Source organism: Inquilinus ginsengisoli, assembly GCF_031453975.1.
GTDB lineage: Bacteria > Pseudomonadota > Alphaproteobacteria > DSM-16000 > Inquilinaceae > Inquilinus > Inquilinus ginsengisoli_A.
In genome coordinates this window covers 260,568-281,979 of the sequence record NZ_JAVDPW010000010.1, presented here as the reverse complement: position 1 = coordinate 281,979, position 21,412 = coordinate 260,568, and the positions used below count along the sequence as shown (strand labels likewise).

General features: G+C 69.7%; 22 protein-coding genes. 12 read left to right on the top strand and 10 right to left on the bottom strand.

Annotation, left to right across the window (positions count from 1 at the left end; translation table 11 throughout):
• Window positions 1-19: 19 nt before the first annotated feature.
• The gene (locus E9232_RS27585; protein ID WP_309799608.1) at window positions 20-487 is read left to right on the top strand and encodes a type II toxin-antitoxin system RatA family toxin; all 468 of its coding nucleotides are present in this window, start codon (window positions 20-22) and stop codon (window positions 485-487) included.
• Here E9232_RS27585 and E9232_RS27580 read toward each other — a convergent pair.
• The 5 genes from E9232_RS27580 to E9232_RS27560 form a co-directional block, all read right to left on the bottom strand.
• Window positions 439-1,968 carry an alpha/beta fold hydrolase gene (locus E9232_RS27580; RefSeq protein ID WP_309799607.1) on the bottom strand — a complete coding sequence of 510 codons (1,530 nt, stop codon included), beginning with the start codon at window positions 1,966-1,968 and terminating at the stop codon, window positions 439-441. The two genes, E9232_RS27585 and E9232_RS27580, sit on opposite strands and share 49 nt — an antisense overlap.
• A 68-nt stretch (window positions 1,969-2,036) precedes the next feature.
• Window positions 2,037-2,555, bottom strand: a complete 519-nt coding sequence (locus tag E9232_RS27575) for a CinA family protein (protein WP_309799605.1) — start codon at window positions 2,553-2,555, stop codon at window positions 2,037-2,039.
• Window positions 2,552-3,040, bottom strand: a complete 489-nt coding sequence (locus E9232_RS27570; protein WP_309799603.1) for a phosphatidylglycerophosphatase A family protein — start codon at window positions 3,038-3,040, stop codon at window positions 2,552-2,554. The genes E9232_RS27575 and E9232_RS27570 overlap by 4 nt, the downstream gene beginning before the upstream one ends.
• On the bottom strand, window positions 3,040-4,185 hold the full coding sequence (locus E9232_RS27565; RefSeq protein WP_309799602.1) for a bifunctional 2-C-methyl-D-erythritol 4-phosphate cytidylyltransferase/2-C-methyl-D-erythritol 2,4-cyclodiphosphate synthase: 1,146 nt from the start codon (window positions 4,183-4,185) through the stop codon (window positions 3,040-3,042). Before E9232_RS27565 ends, E9232_RS27570 begins: the two co-directional genes overlap by 1 nt.
• 115 nt (window positions 4,186-4,300) lie before the next feature.
• The gene (locus tag E9232_RS27560) at window positions 4,301-5,296 is read right to left on the bottom strand and encodes an OmpA family protein (RefSeq protein ID WP_309799600.1); all 996 of its coding nucleotides are present in this window, start codon (window positions 5,294-5,296) and stop codon (window positions 4,301-4,303) included.
• Between the two features lie 245 nt (window positions 5,297-5,541).
• On the opposite strand from E9232_RS27560, the gene E9232_RS27555 reads away from it, so the two are divergent.
• From E9232_RS27555 to E9232_RS27515, 9 genes are all read left to right on the top strand, one after another.
• Window positions 5,542-6,675 (top strand): two-component system sensor histidine kinase NtrB, encoded by a 1,134-nt coding sequence (locus E9232_RS27555; RefSeq protein ID WP_309799598.1) that lies wholly within the window; start codon window positions 5,542-5,544, stop codon window positions 6,673-6,675.
• Window positions 6,675-8,129, top strand: a complete 1,455-nt coding sequence (gene ntrC / locus E9232_RS27550; protein WP_309799596.1) for a nitrogen regulation protein NR(I) — start codon at window positions 6,675-6,677, stop codon at window positions 8,127-8,129. The genes E9232_RS27555 and ntrC overlap by 1 nt, the downstream gene beginning before the upstream one ends.
• A 37-nt stretch (window positions 8,130-8,166) precedes the next feature.
• A complete protein-coding gene (locus tag E9232_RS27545; RefSeq protein ID WP_309799594.1) occupies window positions 8,167-10,494 on the top strand; it encodes a sensor histidine kinase NtrY-like in 2,328 nt (775 codons plus the stop codon).
• Window positions 10,484-11,893 carry a nitrogen assimilation response regulator NtrX gene (ntrX, locus tag E9232_RS27540; protein WP_309799592.1) on the top strand — a complete coding sequence of 470 codons (1,410 nt, stop codon included), beginning with the start codon at window positions 10,484-10,486 and terminating at the stop codon, window positions 11,891-11,893. Before E9232_RS27545 ends, ntrX begins: the two co-directional genes overlap by 11 nt.
• Before the next feature lie 31 nt (window positions 11,894-11,924).
• A complete protein-coding gene (locus E9232_RS27535) occupies window positions 11,925-12,779 on the top strand; it encodes a D-amino-acid transaminase (protein ID WP_309799590.1) in 855 nt (284 codons plus the stop codon).
• A gap of 117 nt (window positions 12,780-12,896) precedes the next feature.
• Complete coding sequence (gene hfq / locus E9232_RS27530; protein ID WP_026870608.1) at window positions 12,897-13,139, top strand: RNA chaperone Hfq; 243 nt, start codon at window positions 12,897-12,899, stop codon at window positions 13,137-13,139.
• Between the two features lie 65 nt (window positions 13,140-13,204).
• A complete protein-coding gene (gene hflX, locus E9232_RS27525; protein ID WP_309799583.1) occupies window positions 13,205-14,461 on the top strand; it encodes a GTPase HflX in 1,257 nt (418 codons plus the stop codon).
• Window positions 14,462-14,474: 13 nt separating this feature from the next.
• Window positions 14,475-15,290 carry an inositol monophosphatase family protein gene (locus E9232_RS27520; RefSeq protein WP_309799581.1) on the top strand — a complete coding sequence of 272 codons (816 nt, stop codon included), beginning with the start codon at window positions 14,475-14,477 and terminating at the stop codon, window positions 15,288-15,290.
• Window positions 15,291-15,330: 40 nt separating this feature from the next.
• Window positions 15,331-15,687: an FKBP-type peptidyl-prolyl cis-trans isomerase gene (locus E9232_RS27515; protein ID WP_309799580.1), complete on the top strand. Its 357-nt coding sequence runs from the start codon at window positions 15,331-15,333 to the stop codon at window positions 15,685-15,687.
• A gap of 46 nt (window positions 15,688-15,733) precedes the next feature.
• On the opposite strand, the gene E9232_RS27510 is transcribed toward E9232_RS27515, so the two are convergent.
• Together E9232_RS27510 and mazG are read right to left on the bottom strand one after the other, a co-directional pair.
• Window positions 15,734-16,225 (bottom strand): hypothetical protein, encoded by a 492-nt coding sequence (locus E9232_RS27510; RefSeq protein ID WP_309799577.1) that lies wholly within the window; start codon window positions 16,223-16,225, stop codon window positions 15,734-15,736.
• A gap of 2 nt (window positions 16,226-16,227) precedes the next feature.
• Window positions 16,228-17,061 (bottom strand): nucleoside triphosphate pyrophosphohydrolase, encoded by an 834-nt coding sequence (gene mazG, locus E9232_RS27505; protein ID WP_309799575.1) that lies wholly within the window; start codon window positions 17,059-17,061, stop codon window positions 16,228-16,230.
• Between the two features lie 145 nt (window positions 17,062-17,206).
• Between mazG and E9232_RS27500 the strand changes: the two genes are divergently transcribed.
• Complete coding sequence (locus tag E9232_RS27500; RefSeq protein WP_309799574.1) at window positions 17,207-18,064, top strand: hypothetical protein; 858 nt, start codon at window positions 17,207-17,209, stop codon at window positions 18,062-18,064.
• A gap of 49 nt (window positions 18,065-18,113) precedes the next feature.
• On the opposite strand, the gene E9232_RS27495 is transcribed toward E9232_RS27500, so the two are convergent.
• The gene (locus E9232_RS27495) at window positions 18,114-19,055 is read right to left on the bottom strand and encodes a DMT family transporter (RefSeq protein WP_309799572.1); all 942 of its coding nucleotides are present in this window, start codon (window positions 19,053-19,055) and stop codon (window positions 18,114-18,116) included.
• A 71-nt stretch (window positions 19,056-19,126) separates the two neighbouring features.
• Here E9232_RS27495 and E9232_RS27490 point away from each other — a divergent pair, with 71 nt between their 5' ends.
• Window positions 19,127-19,936 carry an AraC family transcriptional regulator gene (locus E9232_RS27490; RefSeq protein ID WP_309799571.1) on the top strand — a complete coding sequence of 270 codons (810 nt, stop codon included), beginning with the start codon at window positions 19,127-19,129 and terminating at the stop codon, window positions 19,934-19,936.
• A gap of 60 nt (window positions 19,937-19,996) precedes the next feature.
• Here the strand turns inward: E9232_RS27490 and E9232_RS27485 are convergent, their stop codons facing one another.
• Both E9232_RS27485 and E9232_RS27480 read right to left on the bottom strand, forming a co-directional pair.
• Complete coding sequence (locus E9232_RS27485; protein WP_309799570.1) at window positions 19,997-20,407, bottom strand: hypothetical protein; 411 nt, start codon at window positions 20,405-20,407, stop codon at window positions 19,997-19,999.
• An 8-nt stretch (window positions 20,408-20,415) separates the two neighbouring features.
• Window positions 20,416-21,282, bottom strand: coding sequence for an alpha/beta fold hydrolase (locus tag E9232_RS27480; RefSeq protein WP_309799568.1), 867 nt, complete (start codon window positions 21,280-21,282; stop codon window positions 20,416-20,418).
• Window positions 21,283-21,412 lie beyond the last annotated feature (130 nt).

The window sequence follows — 21,412 nt, the reverse complement described above, 5'->3', positions numbered from 1 at the left end:
ACCGCCCCGCAGACCGATCATGCCCTCATATACCGAAACGCGCGTCCTGCCCTACAGCCCCGAACAGCTCTACGAGCTGGTGGCGGATATCGAAAGCTATCCCAGCTTCCTGCCGTGGTGCCTGGGAGCCCGAATCCGCAACCGCGAGGGCAATGTGCTGATGGCCGACCTCGTCATCGGCTTCAAGATGATCCGCGAGCGCTACACCAGCCGCGTCACCCTGACGCCGGGCCGGCAGATCGATGTCGCCTATGTCGACGGGCCGATGAAAAGGCTGACCAACCGCTGGCATTTCCAGCCGCATCCCGGCGGCTGCAAGATCGACTTCTATGTCGATTTCGAGTTCCGGTCGCGCGTACTGCAGACCCTGATCGGCGCCCTGTTCCACGAGGCTTTCCGGCGCATGGTCGGGGCCTTCGAGACCCGGGCGCGGTCGCTTTATGGCGACCGCGCCTCGGTCGTCGCCGCGGCGGCCGAGGGCGGCTGATCCGCCAGCCCGGCGGTGGTGAAGCGCGGCCCCAGCGTGCGGTTCGGACAGAACTCGTCGAGCGGCGCCGTCGGCGCCTCGATGAAGCGGGCGACCAGCTGTGGCGCGCAGGCCTCCGTGGTCAGCAGCGAGTGGCTTCCCGCCCGGAACTCGATCACCCGGCCGTTGGTCAGCGTCTGCGCGGCGATGTAGGCGTATTCGGGCGGCGTGATCGGATCGAAGCTGCCGGTCAGCAGCAGGGTCGGCACCGTGCTCGACACCGCGACGGCGTCGACCGCCGAGATCGGCGGCACGTGCCAGGATTCGCAGCTCTGCCACTCCAGCGCATAGGCGGCGTCGCCGCCATAGGGTTCGGCGGCCGCCACCGAGGCGGCCAGCGCGTCGCGGGTGGCGAAGGGCCAGCTCTCGCTGCAGGCGACGCTCAGCGCCAGCCCTTCGGCGCGGTTCGGGCCGCCGCTGAACACCGGTCCGATCCAGGGCGTCAGGGCGGCCAGATCGCCGCGCGCGACCTTGTCGGTCAACCCGGGCAGGTCGGCCAGGGTGGTCGGGTCGTAGAAGGCGGCATAGAGCGCGTCGAGCACGATGCCGTCATCGACCCGGATCGACTTCCGCCCATGGCGGATCGTCTCCGGCGCGGCCCGAAGCTGCGCCAGCATGCCGTCGAAACGGGGCCCCAGCAGCGGGTACTCGGTCTCGCAGTCGGTGTCGGCCTTGCAATCCTCGAACAGCCGGCGGAACACCCGGGCGATCAGGGCCGGCTGGGTGTCGAGGTCGAAAATGCCAGGCGGATAGACGCTGTCCAGCACGGTGCTGCGGACCCGGTCGGGGAAGTCGCGCATCACCGCCAGCGCCACCCGGCTGCCGTAGGACACGCCGATCAGGTTGTAGCTCTCGTAGTTCAGGGCGGCGGCGATGTCGTCGACATCGGCGGCGGCCTCCGCCGTGGTGTAGGCGGACAGGTCGATGCCGCCCCGGGTCAGGCGGTCGTGGCAGGCGGCCGCGGCCGGCCGTTCCATCGCCAGGATCTCGGCCCGGCTCAGCCCCGGCTTCCAGTTCCGGTCGGCGATGCGGTCCAGCTCCGGGCAGTCCAGGCTGGGCCGGGACTGGCCGACGCCGCGCTGGTCGAAGACGATGAAGTCCCGCGCCGCGCGGATCGGCCGGCTGGCCTGCCACCAGGTGTCGGCATCCTCGCCGAAGGCGGCATCGCCGGGCCCGCCATTGAGGAAGATCACCGGATCCGGCAGCGGCGACGGGGCCTGGCTGTGCAGCACCGCGACATAGAGGCGGATGTCGCGGCCGCGCATGCCCTCGCGATGGGCCGGCACCGCGACGAAGCCGCAGGTCGCCCGCTCGCCGCGCGGCACCGGGAAGACGCATCGCGCGCTTTCGAAGGTGGGCGTCGCCGAGGCCGGAAAGGCCAATAGAAGCAAGGCGCCGAAGGCGAGGAATGGCCAGAGGCTTTGGGCCGGGGACGCACGCACAGGCGCGATACTTTCGTCAGATGGTCGCAAGGCATGATGCGGTGCCCTCCGCCCAGCGGCAAGCCGCGTCAATCGGCGGTTGGGGATGCGGTTTTCGCGGCCCCGGCGCCGGCCAGCAGCAGCTCCAGCGCCAGGCGCAGCGCCTGGGCCCGCACCGCGGTGCGATCGCCGGCGAAGACGCGTCGTTCGGTGCGGGTGGCGAGACCCTGGACGGCCAGGCCGAAATGGACCAGCCCGACCGGCTTGCCGGGGGTAGCGCCGCCCGGCCCGGCGATCCCAGTCACCGCCACGGCGAGGCCGACCCTGGCGCGGATCAGCGCGCCCCGGGCCATGGCGGCCGCGACCTCGGCGCTGACCGCGCCCTTGGTGGCGATCAGCTCGGTCGGCACGCCCAGCAGCTCGGCCTTGGCCGCGTTGGAATAGGTGACGAAGCCGCGCTCGACCACGTCGGAGGAGCCGGCGATCGCGGTCAGCGCCGCGGCGACCAGGCCGCCGGTGCAGCTTTCCGCCGTCGCCACGGTCAGGCCGCGGGCCCGGCAGGCGGCCAGCACCTGCTCCGCCAGCACCAGATCGGCGTCGTCGATCATATCCACCCTCCTGCCACGGCCGCGGCGCAGACCGCCGCGGCGATCACCCCGGCGGCGATGTCGTCCAGCATCACGCCCCAGCCGCCGGCCAGCTCGCGGTCCAGCCACGAGATCGGCCAGGGCTTGGCGATGTCGAGCAGTCGGAACAGGGCGAAGGCGAGGGGGTAGGCCCAGGGCAGGCCGGCGATCGGCGCGACGGCGAGCAGCTGGCCGGCCACCTCGTCGATCACGATCGCGCTCGAATCCGGCTCGCCGCCGCGGCAGACCTGGGCTGCGGCCCAGACCCCGACCAGGCCGAAGCCGATGCCGCCCGCCGCCACAGCCGCCTCGCCGCCCCACAGCCACAGCAGCCAGGCGAGGGGGAGGGCGGCCAGCGATCCCCAGGTGCCGGAGGCCACCCGGATCAGCCCGATTCCGCCCACGGTCGCCAGCAGCGTCGACGGCTGCCAGAAGCGGCAGCCGGGCGGGAGCGGGCGGAACGGCATCAGCGTTCGATCCGGACGCTCGCGGACGCCTGGGCCGCGATCCCCTCTTCCCGGCCGGTGAAGCCGAGCCGTTCGGTGGTGGTGGCCTTGACGCTGACCCGCTCGGGGTCAAGCTGCAGGATCTCGGCGACCCGCGCCACCATCGCTGCCCGGTTCGGCCCGATCTTGGGCCGTTCGCACATCAGGGTGACGTCGACGTTGAGGATGGTGCCGCGGGCCCGCACCAGGCTGGCGGCATGAGCCAGGAAGGCGGCGGAATCGGCGCCGCGCCAGCGCTCGTCCGAGGGCGGGAAATGCTGGCCGATGTCGCCGGCGCCGATGGCCCCCAGCAGCGCGTCGGTCAAAGCGTGCAGCCCGACATCGGCATCGGAATGCCCGTCCAGCTTGAACGGGTGGGGGATGTGCACCCCGCACAGGATGACGCCGTCGCCCGGGACCAGGCGATGCACGTCGAAGCCCGTGCCGGTGCGGATGTCGGCGCCGCCGAGCAGTCGTTCCGCGCGGGTCAGGTCCGCCTCCGTGGTGATCTTGAAGTTGTCGACATGGCCTTCGACGATGCGCACGGCGATGCCCTGGCGCTCCGCCACCGCGGCGTCGTCGGTCAGGCTTTCGCCGGCAGCGGCGCGATGCGCGGCCAGCAGGGTCGCGAAGCGGAAGCCCTGCGGCGTCTGCGCCTGCCACAGGCCGCTGCGGTCGACCGTGCCGGACGCGATGCCGCCCTCGGCCCGCTTGATGGTGTCGACCACCGGCACCGCGGCGATCGCCGCCTCGGCCGTCTCCAGGGCGTCGAGCACCCGGGCGATGGTGTCCTGGTCGACCAGGGGGCGGGCCGCGTCATGCACCAGAACGCCGTCCGGCGCGTGGGACGCCAGCCATTCCAGAGCCGCCCGCACGCTGTCCTGCCGGGTGGCGCCGCCGATCACCGGGTCGGGCAGGCCCAGGTCGGATGCGGTGGCGTCGTACAGCGCCCGGTGCTCGTCGCGGATCACCACGACGATGTCGCCGAAGCGGCCGCTGGCGCGGAACGCCTCGACCGACCGGCGCAGCACCGAGCTGCCGGCCAGCGGGCGGTACTGCTTGGGCAAGGACCCGCCGAACCGCTCGCCGGTTCCGGCGGCGACGATGACGGCGGCGTGGCGTGGCATGATCCGCTGTGGCTCCCTCGGCAAAAAAGCGCCGCACGATAGGGCGGCGCCGGGGGAGAGACAAGCGCGACGGGGCCGGCCGGGCAGGCGGAGGGCCTGCCCGGCCGGCCCCAGGTCACTGCGGGATCAGTTCGACCCGGCGGTTCTTCGCCCGGCCGTCGTCGGTGGCGTTCGGCGCCACCGGCGCCAGCGGCCCGACGCCGGCCGCGTTCAGCCGGCTGGCCGGCACGCCGTACTGCTTGACCAGCGCGGCCACCACAGCTGTCGCCCGGGCCCGTGACAGGGCCATGTTGGAGTCCATGCCGCCGACATTGTCGGTGTGGCCGACGACATGGATCTTCATCGTCGGGTCGTCCTTGAGGAACTGGGCCACCTGGTCCAGCGCCGGCTGAGAGTCCGGCTTCAGGTCGGTCTTGGCCGTGTCAAAATAGATGCCGTAGATGGCGATGTGGCCCTGCGCCGCCAGGCCCTTCTCGATGTCGGCGGCCGAGACCGTGACCATCTTGTCCTGCAGCGCGCCGGATTCGACGACGTCGAGCTGGACGATGACCTGGCCCTTCTCGACCTCGACGCGCGGCGTGTAGCCATCCTCGTATTCGGTGACATAGAGGGCGATGTCGACCGTGGCGCCGTCCTTCGTCAACTCGGCGATCAGGAAATGCCCGGCCTCGGTGCTGTACTCGAACAGCTGGGTCTCGATCCCGGCGAAGATGTCGCCCTGGTTCGGACCGATCGCCGCGCCGTCGGCCTTGAACAGCACCTGATAGCCCTTGGCCGCCAGCTCGTTCTGGTAGTTCTCGAACACATCGGCGGAGGAGACGCCGGCCGGCGCGGTGTAGCTGAGGCGGGTCAGCGCGCCGCTGACCTCCTTCGCGGAGGCGAAGGTCGCCTTGCCGCCCGCGTCGACCCCGGTGGCGGGGCCCAGCGCCAGAGTGTAGTGCGTGAACTTCTGGGTGCTGTAGGACACGATCGACGCGCCTTCGAAGCGCTTGATCCCGGGATAGTCCTTGGCGCCCTTGATATCGGCCGCGAGGGCCGGCACCATCGCCGCGGCCAGCAGGCCGAGGGCCAGGGCGGCGACGCGGCCGATCTGCCCGATCATCGATGTCATAATGGGACTCTGCTCCATCCTTATCACCGTCCTGGGACGGCGATCTCATGATACCATCGGCCGCGGCTGGGTCCGCCGCTGGGGCGCTCCGATGGCCGCAGCTGATATAGACCCGGCCGCCGGCCAGTTCTTCCCCCGCGAAATAGGGGGTCGAACGGCGTTTCTGCTCATTGGTTAGGCAAAACTTTCATTGGACAAATTTTAGGCGATGGGCTGATCTGACGGTCCGCAGCCACCATGCCGCCATGCCCAGCCTGAAACAGATTCCGTCAATCGCCCCGCCGCCACCGGATCCCTTCGCCCTGCTGGCATCGCTGCCGGTGGCGGTGCTGGCGGTCGGCCGCGACCGGGTGATCCGCTATGTCAACCTGGCCGCCCAGCAGCTGCTCGACGCCAGCGAATCCGCCCTGGTGGGCCAGGATCTGACCGGCATCGTGCCGGCCGACAGCCCGCTGTTCACCCTGATCGACCAGGCCATCCAGCAGGACCGCAGCGTCGCCGATTACGGCATGCTGCTGGAAAGCCCGCGCATCGGCCGCCGCACGGTCACGGTGACCGTCGGAGCCCTGGTCGATCCGCCCGACCTCGCCGTGGTCAGCCTGTTCGAGGAATCGGTCGCCCGGCGCATCGACACCCAGCTGAACCGCCGCCACGCCGCCCGGTCGATGACCGCGATGGCCGCGATGCTGGCGCATGAGATCAAGAACCCGCTGTCGGGCATCCGCGGCGCCGCCCAGCTGCTGGAGCAGACCGTCGGCGACGAGGACCGGGCCCTGACCCGGCTGATCTGCGAGGAGACCGACCGCATCGTCCGGCTGGTCGACCGCATGGACGCCTTCTCCGACCCCAGCCCGCTGAACCGCGACGCCGTCAACATCCACGAGGTGCTGGAGCGGGCGCGCCAGGTCGCCCAGACCGGCTTCGGCCGCCATGTCCGCTTCGTCGAGCGCTACGACCCGTCGCTGCCCCCGGTGTCCGGGCAGTTCGACCAGCTGGTCCAGGTCTTCCTGAACCTGATCAAGAACGCGGTCGAGGCGGTGCCGGAGGATGGCGAAATCATCATCACCACCGCCTATCAGCGCGGCGTCGTCATCGCCGTGCCGGGCACCAGCCAGCGGCTGAACCTGCCGCTGGTGGTGGCGATCCAGGACAATGGCGACGGCATCCCCGATGACCTCAAGGAGCACCTGTTCGATCCCTTCGTGACCACCAAGGCGGAGGGCTCCGGCCTCGGCCTGGCGCTGGTCGCCAAGATCATCGGCGACCATGGCGGCCTGATCGGCTTCGAGAGCGAGCCGCGCCGCACGGTGTTCCGGATTTCCTTGCCGATCCATGCCGAACCGGCGGTGAACGGCGACAGCGACCACGGAAGCAAGTGATGACGACCGGAACCATCCTCATCGCGGATGACGATCGCGCCATCCGCATGGTGCTGACCCAGGCGCTGTCGCGGCTGGGCCTCGAGGTGCGCAGCACCGGCACCGCCTCGACCCTCTACAAATGGATCCAGGACGGCGTCGGCGACCTCGTCATCACCGATGTGATGATGCCGGACGAGAACGGGCTGGACCTGCTGCCGCGCATCAAGAAGCTGCGGCCGGAGCTGCGCGTCATCGTCATGAGCGCGCAGAACACGCTGCTGACTGCGGTCAAGGCGACCGAGCGGGGCGCGTTCGAGTATCTGCCCAAGCCGTTCGACCTGAAGGAGCTGGTCAGCGTGGTCGAACGCGGCCTGACCCTGCCGCGCCAGGATGCGGTGCCGGGGCCTGGCGCCGAGGACGGCGAGGAGGCGATGCCGCTGATCGGCCGGTCGCCCGCGATGCAGGAGATCTACCGGGTCATGGCCCGGCTGATGGCGACCGACCTGACCGTGATGATCGCCGGCGAGAGCGGCACCGGCAAGGAGCTGGTGGCCCGGGCGCTGCACGATTACGGCCGCCGCCGGTCCGGCCCCTTCGTCGCCATCAACATGGCGGCGATCCCCCGCGACCTGATCGAATCCGAGCTGTTCGGCCATGAGAAGGGCGCCTTCACCGGGGCGCTGTCGCGCTCCACCGGCCGCTTCGAACAGGCCCAGGGCGGCACCCTGTTCCTCGACGAGATCGGCGACATGCCGATGGAGGCCCAGACCCGGCTGCTGCGCGTGCTGCAGGAGGGCGAATACACCACGGTCGGCGGCCGCACGCCGATCCGCGCCGATGTCCGCATCGTCGCCGCCACCCATCGCGACCTGCGCACCATGGTGCGGCAGGGGCTGTTCCGCGAGGATCTGTTCTACCGCCTCAACGTCGTGCCGATCCGGCTGCCGCCGCTGCGCGAGCGGTCGGAGGACATCCCGGCCCTGGTCAGCCACTTCATGCGCCGCGCCGCCGCCGAGGGCATGAGCGAGAAGTCGCTGGACAAGCGGGCGATGGAGCGGCTGACGCGGCACCGCTGGCCCGGCAATGTCCGCGAACTGGAGAACCTGGCCCGGCGGCTCTGCGCCCTCTATTCGCAGGAGACCATCGGGGTCGACGTGATCGAGGCGGAGCTGAGCGACGCACTGCCGCAGCAGGGCCTGGTCGAGCCCGGCGCCGAACCGGCCGGCGAGGGGCTGTCCGCCGCGGTCGAGCGGCATCTGCGCGACTATTTCGCCGCCCATGCCGGCAGCCTGCCGTCCAGCGGACTCTACGACCGCGTGCTGCGCGAGGTCGAGCGGCCGCTGATCACGCTGAGCCTGGGGGCGACCCGCGGCAACCAGATCCGCGCGGCCGAGCTGCTCGGCCTCAACCGCAACACCTTGCGCAAGAAGATCCGCGAGTTAGACATCCCGGTGGTCCGTGGCCTAAGCTAGCCGCTTGACCTTTCCGTCGCCGGCAGACCCATCCCCTATGACGACCAACGCCGCGGGCACACCGACTCTCTGGCGGCAGCTCTACCAATGGGCAGCCCGCGTCGGGCTGGAGAACAAGCTGGCGGTGGTGCTGATCATCGCGGCTGTCGGCTCCGGCATCGCCACCTACACCGCGCTCAGCAGCAATTCGCTGTTCGGAAAGGATGCCGACCGGGTGTCGCTGCTGCTGGTGCTCGACCTCAGCATCCTCCTGATGCTCGGCGCGATCGTGGCGCGGAGGCTGGTCCGGATCTGGGCGGCGCGCCGCCGGGGCTCGGCCGGGTCGCGCCTGCATGTGCGGCTGGTGGCGCTGTTCGCCGTGGTCGCGGTGGCGCCGGCGATCCTGGTCGCGGTGTTCTCCGCCGTGATCTTCAACATCGGGGTGCAGACCTGGTTCTCCGAGCGGGTCTCGACCGCGATCAACGAATCGCTCTCGGTCGCCCAGGTCTATCTCGAGGAGAACCAGAACAGCATCCGCTACGCCGCGCAGAGCATCGCGTCGACGATCGAGCGGGCCTATTCGCAGTATCCGGAGCTGATCGACGGCAACAAATATGCCCTGGTCAGCATCCTCAGCAACATGACGCAGACCTATTCGCTGCCGGACATCCGGATCATCGACCGGCGTGGGCAGGTGATCGCGGAATCGGCCTTCGCCAAGGGGCTCAAGCTGGACATGGTCGACCAGGACCAGTACCGGCGGGCCTCGTCCGGCGATGCCGGGTACGGGCCGGTCGAACTGATCGTCGACAGCCAGACCGACCGGGTGCGCGCGCTGGTGCGGCTGAACGGCTTTCCCTTCGAGGCGTTCCTGCTGATCGCCAAGCAGGTCGACCCGGAGGCGCTGGCGTATGTCGAGCAGACCAAGGGCGCCGTGGCCGACTACCGCGCGCTGGAGGGCAGGCGGTCGCAGCTGCAGCTGATCTTCACCGCGATCTACGTCACGGTGGCGGTGCTTTTGCTGATGGCCGCGGTGTGGATCGGCCTGGTCTTCGCCGACACTTTGGTGCGGCCGCTGCGCGAGCTGATCATGGCGTCCGAGCGGGTGCGCGCCGGCGACCTGTCGATCCGGGTCCAGGGCAGCGACAGCACCGACGAGCTGGGCAGCCTGGCCCGGTCGTTCAACCGCATGACCAACCAGCTGGAAAGCCAGCGCCGCGAGCTGATCGAGGCCAACCGCCAGCTCGACCAGCGCCGGCAGTTCACCGAGACCGTGCTGTCCGGCGTCTCGGCCGGCGTCCTCGGCCTCGACCAGGACGGCCGGGTCAACCTGCCGAACCGGTCGGCCACCGAGCTGCTGGGCCGGTCGCTCGACGAGCTGGTGGGCGAGCCGCTTGAGACTGCGGTGCCTGAGATGGCCGAGCTGCTGGCCAGCGCCCGCAACCGCCAGGGGCGGGTGGTCGAGGGCCAGGTGAAGATCCGCCGCGACAGCGAGAACCGGGTGCTGCTGGCCCGCATCGCCGCCGAGCGGCTGGACGGCGAGGTCCGCGGCTTCGTCGTCACCTTCGACGACGTGACCGAGCTGCTGTCGGCCCAGCGCAAGGCGGCCTGGGCCGATGTCGCCCGGCGGATCGCGCATGAGATCAAGAATCCTCTGACCCCGATCCAGCTGTCGGCGGAACGCCTGAAGCGCAAATATCTCAAGCAGATCACGGACGACCCTCAGACCTTCATCACCTGCACCGAGACAATTGTGCGCCAGGTCGGCGACATCGGCCGGATGGTCGACGAGTTCTCGGCCTTCGCCCGCATGCCGACGCCGGTGATGAAGGCGATCGACCTGTCGGAGACCTGCCAGCAGGCGATGTTCCTGCAGCGCAATGCCCATGCGAAGATCGGCTTCGCCTTCAGCCAGCCCGACCAGCGCCCCCAGGTGCCCTGCGATTCCCGGCAGCTGTCGCAGGCCGTGACCAACCTGCTGCAGAATGCCGCGGACGCGATCGACGGCCGCATCGCCGAGGGCCGTGACCTGCCCAAGGGTGCGGTCCGCCTGATCCTGGACTATTTCGACGGCGAGGCCTGGATCACGGTGGAGGACAACGGCAAGGGACTGCCGACCGCCGACCGCGACCGGCTGACCGAACCCTATGTCACCACCCGCACCAAGGGCACCGGATTGGGCCTCGCCATCGTCAAGAAAATCATGGAGGATCACGGCGGCCGCCTGGTCCTGGAAGATCGTCTCGGCGGCGGTGCGAGGGTCAGCCTCGTATTTCCGCTGGAACAGGCGGGCATGCCGGTTGTTCCAACCGGTGACGAGCCAAGCGAATCGACCGAGCAGGTGACGACTGCGGGCTCCAAGGACGCGGTGGGCCATGGCGCATGACATTCTCGTCGTAGACGACGAGGCGGATATCCGAATGCTCATCTCGGGCATTCTCGACGACGAAGGCTATACGACGCGGGAAGCCGGCGACACGACGCAGGCGCAGCAGGAGCTTGCCGCGCGCCAGCCCAGCCTGGTGGTGCTCGACGTCTGGCTGCAGGGCAGCCCGATCGACGGGCTGGAGCTGCTGGACATCATCCGCCGCGACCATCCCGGCGTGCCGGTGCTGATGATCAGCGGCCACGGCAACATCGAGACCGCGGTCACCGCGATCAAGCACGGCGCCTACGACTTCATCGAGAAGCCGTTCAAGTCCGACCGGCTGCTGCTGATGGTGGACCGCGCCATCGAGGCGGCGCGGCTGCGGCGCGAGAACGCCGAGCTGCGGCTGCGCGCCGGCACCGAGGTTGAGCTGATCGGCCAGTCCGCGGTGATCGGCCAGCTAGCCCAGCAGATTGAACGCGCGGCGCCGACCGGCAGCCGGGTGCTGATCACCGGCCCGGCCGGGGTCGGCAAGGAGGTGGTGGCCCGCCAGATCCACGTCCTGTCCAAGCGCGCCGACGGCCCGTTCATCGCCCTGAACTGCGCCGCGATGCATCCCGACCGGCTGGAGGAGGAGCTGTTCGGGGTCGAGACCACAATCGACGGCGTCACCAGCACCCGCAAGGTCGGCACCTTCGAACAGGCCCATGGCGGCACCCTGCTGCTGGACGAGGTGGCGGACATGCCGCTGGTCACCCAGGGCAAGATCGTCCGGGTGCTGCAGGAGCAGACCTTCGTCCGGGTCGGCGGCGCCACCCGGGTCGAGGTCGATGTCCGCGTCATCGCCTCCTCGAACCGCGACCTGCCGGGCGAGATCGCCGAAGGGCGGTTCCGCGAGGACCTGTACTACCGCCTCAACGTCGTGCCGATCGCGGTGCCGCCGATGGCCGCCCGGCGCGAGGACATCCCGCTGCTGGCCCGCCACTTCATGCAGCGCGCCGCCGACACCCAGGGGCTGATGCCGCGCCAGATCGGCGAGGACGCCATGGCGGCGCTGCAGGCCTACAGCTGGCCCGGCAATGTCCGCCAGCTGCGCAACGTCGTGGAATGGCTGCTGATCATGGCGGCCGGCGACAATTCGATGCCGATCCATGCCGACATGCTGCCGCCCGAGATCGGCGCCATCGCCCCGGCGGTGCTGCGCGGCGACCGCGGCAGCGAGATCATGGGCCTGCCGCTGCGCGACGCGCGCGAGCTGTTCGAGCGGGAGTACCTGATCGCCCAGGTCACCCGCTTCGGCGGCAACATCAGCCGGACGGCGGAGTTCATCGGCATGGAGCGGTCGGCCCTGCATCGCAAGATGAAGAGCCTGGGCGTGCACGGCGCCGGCGACCGGCCCGGCAAGCTCGTCGACTGACACCCATCGGAAGAGCGGGAGACACCAGGGAATGGCGCGCGACGCCTATGTGAACGGGCGATATGTGCCGCATGCCCAGGCGGCGGTGCATGTCGAGGACCGGGGCTTCCAGTTCGCCGATGGCGTCTACGAGGTCGTGTGCATCCGCAATGGCCGGCTGATCGACGAGGACGGCCATCTCGACCGGCTCGACCGTTGTCTGGGCGAGCTGCGCATCGCCTGGCCCTGCGAGCGCCGGGTGATGCGGCTGATCATGCGCCGGCTGATCGGGCGCAACGGCGTGCGCAACGGGCTGATCTACCTGCAGGTGACGCGGGGCACGGCGGCGCGCGACTTCCGCTTCCCCGCGGCGGCGCGGCCGACCCTGGTGATGACCACGCGGCGCGCGGCCCTGGCGGCCAACGCCCGAGCCGGGGTCCGGGTGATCACCATCCCCGACATCCGCTGGAAGCGCTGCGACCTCAAGACCGTCGGCCTGCTGGCCCAGGTGCTGGGCAAGCAGGAGGCGGCGGAGCGCGGTGCCTTCGAGGCCTGGCAGGTGGACGAGGACGGCTTCGTCACCGAGGGCACGTCGTCCAACGCCTGGATCCTGACCGCGGATGGGGCCCTGGTCACCCGACCGGCCAGCCACGACATCCTCAACGGCATCACCCGCCAGTCGATCCTGAGGATCGCGGCGGCGGAGGGCGTGCGTTTCGAGGAGCGACCGTTCGACCTCGACGAGGCCTATGCGGCGCGCGAGGCCTTCGTCAGCAGCGCCACCAGCTTCGTCACCCCGGTGGTGCGGATCGACGACCGCGCCGTCGGGGACGGCACGCCCGGCGCCCTGGGCCGCCGGTTGCTGGAGGCGTATGTCGCCCATGCCGAAGGTGCCGGCGCATCGTGATCATGTCGATGTGTCTCTTTTCTCCGGCCTATCGCTTCCCATATTGTCCAACGGTGCCACATCGTGTGGCTCGGGCCCGACGGGGCTCCAATAAAATCAAGCAGCAGGATCCGAACTATGTCTGAAAAGGCACAAAACGTTCAGGACGTGTTTCTCAACAACGTCCGCAAGAACAAGATCCCGGTGACGATCTTCCTCGTCAACGGGGTGAAGCTCCAGGGAATCATCACTTGGTTCGACAACTTCTCGGTCCTGCTACGCCGTGACGCGCATTCGCAGTTGGTCTACAAACATGCCATCTCGACCGTGATGCCGGCGCATCCGATCCAGCTGTTCGAGCCGCAGAAGGAAGAGGCCTGATCCCTTTGGGACAGAATCTCGGTGTGGATGGCGCGTCCTCTGGGCGCGCCATCGTCATTCACCCCGTGCTCCCCAGCGCCCGCCACGACACCGGCCGCACCCCCGAAGCCTCACTCGAGGAGGCGGTCGGCCTGTCACGCGCGATCTCCCTCGAGGTCGCCGAGGCGCGCTGCGTCCGTGTCGCCCAGCCGCGCCCCGCCACCCTGATCGGCGAGGGCGCGCTGGAGGAGCTGTCGACCGTGGTCGCCGCGACCGAAGCCGGGCTCGTCGTGGTCGACGCGACGCTGAGCCCGGTGCAGCAGCGCAACCTCGAGCGGCGCTGGAAGGTCAAGGTCATCGACCGCACCGGCCTGATCCTCGAGATCTTCGGCGAACGGGCCCGCACCCGCGAGGGCCAGCTGCAGGTCGAGCTGGCGCATCTCAGCTACCAGCGCTCGCGCCTGGTGCGGTCCTGGACCCATCTGGAGCGGCAGCGCGGCGGTGCCGGCTTCCTCGGCGGCCCCGGCGAAACCCAGATCGAGTTGGATCGCCGCCAGATCGACGACCGCATCATCCAGATCAAGCGGCAGCTGGACGACGTCCGCCGCACCCGGTCGCTGCACCGCGACGCCCGGGCGCGGGTGCCGTATCCGGTGGTGGCGCTGGTCGGCTACACCAACGCCGGCAAGTCGACCCTGTTCAACCGGCTGACCCGGGCCACGGTGCTGGCCAAGGACATGCTGTTCGCCACCCTTGACCCGACCATGCGGGCGATCGAGGCGGGGCAGGGGCGCAAGATCATCCTGTCCGACACCGTCGGCTTCATCTCCGACCTGCCGACCCATCTGGTCGCCGCCTTCCGGGCGACGCTGGAGGAGGTGCAGGCCGCGGATGTGATCCTGCATGTCCGCGACATCGCTCATCCCGACACCGAATCCCAGCGCGAGGACGTCGAAGGCGTGCTGCGCGACCTGGACATCGACATCGACGCCGACGGGCGGGTGATCGAGGTGCTGAACAAGGCCGACCTGCTGCCGGAGCATGAGCGCGAGACGCTGGCGGCCGCGGGCCGCCGTCGCGGCCACGACACGGCGGTGATCTCGGCCCTGACCGGCGAGGGCTGCGACGCGCTGCTGGCGCTGGTCGCGACCCGGATCAACGCCGACCGCGAGACCCTGACGGTGAAGCTGGATATCGCCGACGGCCGCACCATGGCCTGGCTGCACAGCCATGGCGAGGTGCTGGAGGCGCGCGACGACGGCGCCCATGTTTTCGTCCGCGTCCGGCTGCACCCGAACGACGCCGCGCGGCTGCACCGCCAGCTCGGCACCACCCGCCACTGAGGATGCCGACCTGATGCGCCTGCCCGAGATCGACCAGGTCGCCGCCCTGATCGCCGAAACGGCGCGGGAGCTGATCCTGCCGCGCTTCGGCCGGCTGGAGGCGGGGGCGGTGATGGAGAAGGCGCCCGGCGACCTCGTCACCATCGCCGACCAGGAGAGCGAGATCCGGCTGGCCGAGCGGCTGCCCGCGCTGCTGCCCGGATCGCGCGTGCTGGGGGAGGAGGCCTACGCCAAGGACCCCGCCGTGCTCGACCTGCTGGACGGCGACGACCCGGTCTGGATCGTCGACCCGGTCGACGGCACCGCCAATTTCGTCGCCGGCCGGCCGCGCTTCGCCACCATCGTCGCCCTGGCGCGCAAGGGCGAGACGCTGATGGGCTGGATCCACCTGCCGGTCGAGGACCGCACCGCCTGGACCATCCGCGGCGAGGGCGCCTGGCTCGACGGCAGGCGCCTGACCCTGGCCAGGCCGGGTCCGCTGGCGGCGCTGCGCGGCGGCTTCAACCTGGCCAAGCGGCCGCTTGGCTATGCCGAGGGGCTGGTCCGGCTGCGCGATGCGCTGGCATCGCAGGTCCATGTCAACTGCGCCGGCGCCGACTACATCGACGCCGTCGAGGGGCGGATCGACATCCTGGCCTATCGCAAGCTGTTCCCCTGGGACCATGCGGCCGGGACGCTGATGCACGCCGAGGCCGGCGGCTGGGCCGCGGTGATGGACGGCACCCGCTACCGTCCGACCCTGCGCCAGGGCCCCATCCTGGTGGCGCCCGACGAGCCCAGCTGGCACGCCGCCCGCGCCGCCATGGGCGATATCGCCGCCGCGGCCTGACACCCGACAGAACCCGAGACAAGAAGCGAAAGGAATCTCCATGTCCCGCACCGTCACCGCCTCCGGGCTGGAGATCGACGACGTCGAAATCGGCACCGGCGCCGAGGCCAAGGCCGGCGTCACCGTGACCGTGCACTACACCGGCTGGCTGCAGAACGCCGACGGCAGCGCCGGCACGAAGTTCGATTCCAGCAAGGACCGCAACGAGCCGTTCCGCTTCCCGCTGGGCGGCGGCCGGGTGATCAAGGGCTGGGACGAGGGCGTCGCCGGCATGAAGGTCGGCGGCAAGCGCCGGCTGACCATCCCGGCCGCCCTGGGCTATGGCGCGCGCGGCGCCGGCGGCGTCATCCCGCCGAACGCCACCCTGATCTTCGACGTCGAACTGCTGGGCGTCTGATCGTTCGCCGAACGCCGGGTCGGCTCACCGACCCGGCGTTCGGCGGTCAGTCCGGCAGCCGTCGAAACGTGGAGACGACCACCTGCTCCTGCGGATACGACACATCCGGCTTGGCCTGTCCGCCGGACTTTTTCAGCTCCTCCGCCGAGAGCGCCACCGTCAGCGTGAGTTGCCGCTCCTCGACCTCAACGGACAAGGTCCGCCTGGCGCCGTTGCCAGCCGGGATCGGAGCCTTGATGGTTGTCGACGCGATTCGATCGGGTCCCAGCCATCGATAGGTGCCGTGTGATCCCTTGTGCGAACTGGCGAAGATCCGCCACGTTCCATCGGTGCTGAAGTCGATGATCGAGCGGCCCTTGTCCGAGACGGGCCGATCCGTATCGCCCTTTCCATCGACGACCCGTCGCTGGGAGACCAGTTCCCATCGGCCGATCAGCAGCTCTGCAGGTGTCTGAGCAAAGGCCGCAGTGCAAGCCAGGAATGCGACCGTCATCGCGGTGACGGCGGGGAGGCGGCCCCTGCCTGACAGCATTGCCATCCTCACGCTACCCTTTCCGCCTGCTTGGCGGCGACCCACAGCGCCTCCATCTCGTCCAGGCTGGCGCCGGCGGGGTCGCGGCCCACGGCCTTCAGCGCGGCCTCCAGGTGGCGGAAGCGGCGCTCGAACTTGGCGTTGGTGCGGCGCAGGGCGGCATCGGGGTCGACCTCGTAACGGCGGGCGAGGTTGACGGCGCAGAACAGCAGGTCGCCGATCTCGTCCTCGATCCGCTCCTTCGGCGCCTTGCCGTCGATCTCCGCCCGGATCTCCGCGACCTCCTCGTCGATCTTGTCGAGGATGTCGGCCGGGTCGGTCCAGTCGAAGCCGACGCGGGCGGCGCGCTTCTGCAGCTTCAGCGCCCGGGTCAGGCTGGGCAGCCCGGCGGCGATGCCGTCCAGCGCCCCGGCGGCCCGGCCCTCGGACGCCGCCTTGGCCGCTCGCTCCTCCGCCTTCTGCCGCTCCCACTGCGCCGGCATGCCGTCGGCATCGACCGGCTGGTCGCCGAAGACATGGGGGTGGCGGCGGATCATCTTGTCGACGATGCCGGCGGCGACACCGGCGAAATCGAACGCCCCGCGCTCCTCGGCCATCCGCGAATGGAACGCGACCTGGAACAGCAGGTCTCCCAGCTCGTCCTTCAGCTCGTCCATCGCGTCGCGCTCGATCGCGTCGGCCACCTCATAGGCCTCTTCGATGGTGTAGGGCGCGATGGTGCGGAAGTTCTGCTCGATGTCCCAGGGGCAGCCGGCCTGCGGGTCGCGCAGCCGCGCCATCACCTCGATCAGGCGGCGCGTGGCGTCGCCGGCGTCGGGGGACTCATCGGGACGGTCGGTCATGTCGGTCTCCGGAACGAACGATGCCCATCTGGTATCGCATCCCGGCGATCCCCGCAAATTGGGGACCTGCGGCGGCCGACGATCCTTCCTATACTCCGGCCCGGGCATCGCGCCCTGATCTGGAGGGGACTACCTGATGAACCTGTTGCGATCTCTCAAAACCCTGGCGCTGGTCGGCGGCCTCGCCGCCGCGGTGACCCTGTCGGCCTGTGCCGACCAGAACGCGCCGGCGCCGGCCCCGGTGGCCCCGACCGGCCCGACCCTGCTGTTCTCCTACGAGGCGCTGACCTTCAAGTCGCTCGGCCTCGACGAGAACAAGGCGCAGTACCCCGAGCGCGCCGCCTTCACCGAGCAGGTGCGGGACACCGAGCTGCCGAAGATCCTGGAGCTGCTGAAGCTTCCGGCCGACCAGGTGCAGACCGAGGTCACGCCGGGCGGCTACGAGCTGCACACCAATGCCTCGCTGCAATCCGCCTTCGAGACCGACCCCGATACGGCGACCAGGCTCGCCGCCGCGCTAGGCTACACCTTCCGGCAGTGGAGCGTGCTGGTCACCGACTTCACGCCCGAGGGCCAGGGCAACACCGCCTTCGCCGTGGTCACCTTCAAGGACCATGCGCCGACCGGGCCGGAGGCGCAGGCCTTCTACGAGCATGCGGCGTCGGTGAACAAGGGCCTCGGCGGCGGCTACACCGCCTTCGGCCACGACCTATTCTTCCTGAACATCGCCGACTCCACGGGCAAGGCCTATAGCGGCCTCGACGACGCCACCTTCGTCGCCGAGCTGACCAAGGCGGCCGGCAGCTTCACCCAGACGCCGGTGTCGGTCACCCGCTCCGGCCGGGTCGATGCCCGCTTCGTGGAGAACGACTGGGCCAAGGCCAAGACCGGCCAGGACTACGCCAAGATCCTCGGGCGGGACCTGACGCGGAAGCTGACCCAACTGCGCCGCGAGCATGACAAGGCGCTGCGCGCCTTCGGCGCCGAGCACGGCTGGAAGTAGGACGCGGACGGACGGGCGCCGCATCCCCTAGGGGACGCGGCGCCGCGTCTTACTCCGCGGCCTCGGCCTGCGCCGTGTCGGGCACCGGGCGTGGCGCCGGCCGGCGGCTGAAGCGCTGGGCCAGCAGGACCCCCAGCAACACCAGCCCGCCGCCGGTCAGATGGTACAGGTGCACGGTCTCGCCCAGCACCGCCACTGCGATCGCCGCGGTCATGACAGGCGCCAGGTTGATGAAGATGCTGGTGCGGCTGGCCCCGAGCAGTCGGATCGCCTGCATCCACAGATACGGCGCCAGGATCGAGGTCGGGATCCCGGCATAGAGCACCAGCCCGATCGCGGTCGCGCTGTGCGGCGCCGATGGCGCCAGGGCCCAGCCCGGCAGCAGGAACAGCGTGGCGAAGGCGATCTGCATGTACAGCGACGGCCAGGCCGGCAGCGGCATCGCCCAGCGCCGCAGCAGCACGCTGTAGCCGGCATAGGCGACGCAGGCGACCAGCATCATGCCGTCGCCCGGCGACAGGCCGCCGGTGAACACCGACGCGGGGTCGCCCTGGCCCATCAGCAGCGCCAGCCCGAACAGCGACAGCACTCCGCCGGCCACCATGCCCAGGCTGGGCGCCTCGGCCAGCAGCAGGCTGGACAGCGCCATGGTCAGCAGCGGCACCAGCGACACCACGAAGCCCATCTTGGTGGCCGAAGTGGTCTCGGCCGCGTAATAGGCCAGGCCCTGATAGGTCGCCATGCCGAGCAGTCCCAGCACCGCCAGCTTCGGCAGCTGCCGCAGGATCTCGCGCCGCAGCCGCCACACCTGGTGCAGCAGGAAGGGCGACAGCAGCAGCAGCGCCAGCAGCCAGCGCTCGAAGGCGATGACGCTGGGGTGGATCGCGGTGGCCGCCAGCTTGGTGACGACGACGTTGCCGGACCAGATCGCGATGGTCACGACCGGCAGCGCGAGGTACCGCAAGGGCAGGGTGGGGCTCTGGTTTGGCATGCCGCAACCCTAGCGTCTGGCGGCTTAGAGATATATAATGAGTTTCGGACAGGCGATGGGGAGGACTGGACATGACTGACGCCGGATCCCCCGACCGCAGGCCCGATCTCTACGGCGATCAGCCCGACCCGCTGTCCTTCCGAACCGAGGACTATCCCGCCGGCATGGTCTGGCCCGTGGTGACACTGCCCTGGGGCAAGCTGAACTATGCCGTCCGCGGCTTGATGCAGACGACGATCGGCGGCGTGCACTACCTGTCGCCGCCGCATTACGCGATCTGGAACCCGCCGGACATGCCACATGCCTGCCAGAACCGCGATGCGGTGCGCTATGTCTCGATCTATGTGGTGCGCGAACTCTGCGCCGACCTGCCGGCCGAGCCCTGCACCCTGAACCTCAGCCCGCTGATCAAGGCGATTCTGGCCGATTTCGACGCCCGGAAGATCCGCGTGCCGAAAAGCGACGCCGATCTGCGGCTGGCCCAGGTGCTGGTCGACCAGATCCGGCTGGCGCCACGCCACGCCTCCTACCTGCCGGTGTCGGACGACCCGGTGCTGCGCCTCGTGCTGGAGGCGCTGCAGCGTGATCCGGGGGACCGCCGATCGCTGGCCGAATGGGCGCGGATCACCGGCACCACCGAGCGCACGCTGTCGCGCCACTGCCAGCGCGACCTCGGCATGTCCTTCGCCGAATGGCGCCAGCGGATGAAGCTGGTGGCCGCCCTGTCCCGGCTGGAGGAGGGCCAGCCGGTGCGGCAGGTGGCGCTGTCGCTGGGCTACGGCAACGCCTCGGCCTTCATCGCCATGTTCCACCGCCTGACCGGGACGACGCCGGACCAGATGCGCAAGGACGGCACCCGCCGGGACAACGCCGCGGCGTGACGGAGGGCGTCCGGGTCCCGGCATCGTCTCCGCGGAGAGAGAACCGTCAGCCGGTCTGCACTAGAAGAATTCGCTGAGGAACGCGGCCGCCTCGTCCGACAGGCCGACGATCTTGTTCGTCGCCTGACGATAGAATTTGAAGTTGAGCTCGGTCCCGGGTCGGCCGTCATTCCACTCGGTGAACAGCTTGAGCGCACGCCGCCCCAGCGGCCGCTTCGCCAGTGCGGTGCGCCGGATGGTGAGGCTCACCCGCGGCGTCTGCCGGGCGATGCCGGGCAGCTTCGCGATCGCTTCGGCCGAGGTGACGATGCCGCGCGCGATCAGGCCTTGCCCGCCCTCGGTCTCGCTCGCGAACACGAAGACCGTGTCGCCTTCGGCGATATGCTTGCCGCCATACATCGTCTTCTGCGCGGCGAACGCGAACGTCTCCGCCCTCGGATCGACAATCCCGGCTTTGATCGCGAACGCCATGTTTCTCTCTACTCGAACATCCCCTTCGGCGTCTCGCCCTTCAGGAACGGCTCGATGATGGCCGCCAGCAGCTCGGTCTGGCCGATGACGGCGGTGTGCGACGTCGCGGGCAGGACGGCGAGGCGCGAGGCGGGCAGCGGCTTGCCCATGTCGCCCATGCCGCCGCCGCCGAGCAGCCGGAACAGCGCGACCGAATGCTCGAGGGTCGCCACGTCGGCGTCACCGGTGATGATCAGCACCGGAGTCCTCAGCGCCTTGACGTCGGCGCCCCAGGCCATCGGCTCGTGCTCCAGCGCGATCAGCTTGCGGACCAGCTCCGGAAAGCCGTCGGGGTTGGCGGCGAGCTTGCGATAGGCCTCGGCGAACACCGGCATGCCGACGAACATCTCCACCGTCATCTGCGGGATGAAGGCCGTGAACTCCGGCTGCCAGCCCTGGGCGTCGTAGGCGGCGGAGGCCATCACCAGCTTGTTCACCTTCTCCGGGTGGCGGATGGCCAGCTGCAGCCCGACGGCGGCGCCCATGGAATAGCCGAACACGTCGGCCTGCTTCAGGCCGACCTTGTCCATGAAGGCGGCCACATCGTCCGCCAGGGCGGGATAGGTGATCGGGCGGTCGATGTCGGTGGTGCGGCCGTGGCCCTGGAATTCGATCGCATAGACCTTGTGGGTCTCGGCGAGCCTGGGGATGATCGCGCCCATGGACGGGATGTTCATGTAGGCGCCGTGCAGCACGACCAGCGGAGCGCCGGTGCCGGACACCTCGTAATACATCTGCATGCCGTTGACCTCGACGCGGTCGCCGGCCGGCTGGGCCTCGGCCAGGGCAGGGGCGGCGACCAGCAGGGCTGCGGCCATCAGGGCTGTGCGGATCATGGGGCTCTTCCTCTCCATCTCGTGCGTTTTCGCCAACGCCGGCTGTAAGACGAAGGGCCGTTCCATGATCCGACATGTCCCGACCGAAATATTTTCCATTGTCATTGCGAGGAGGCGAAGCCGACGAATC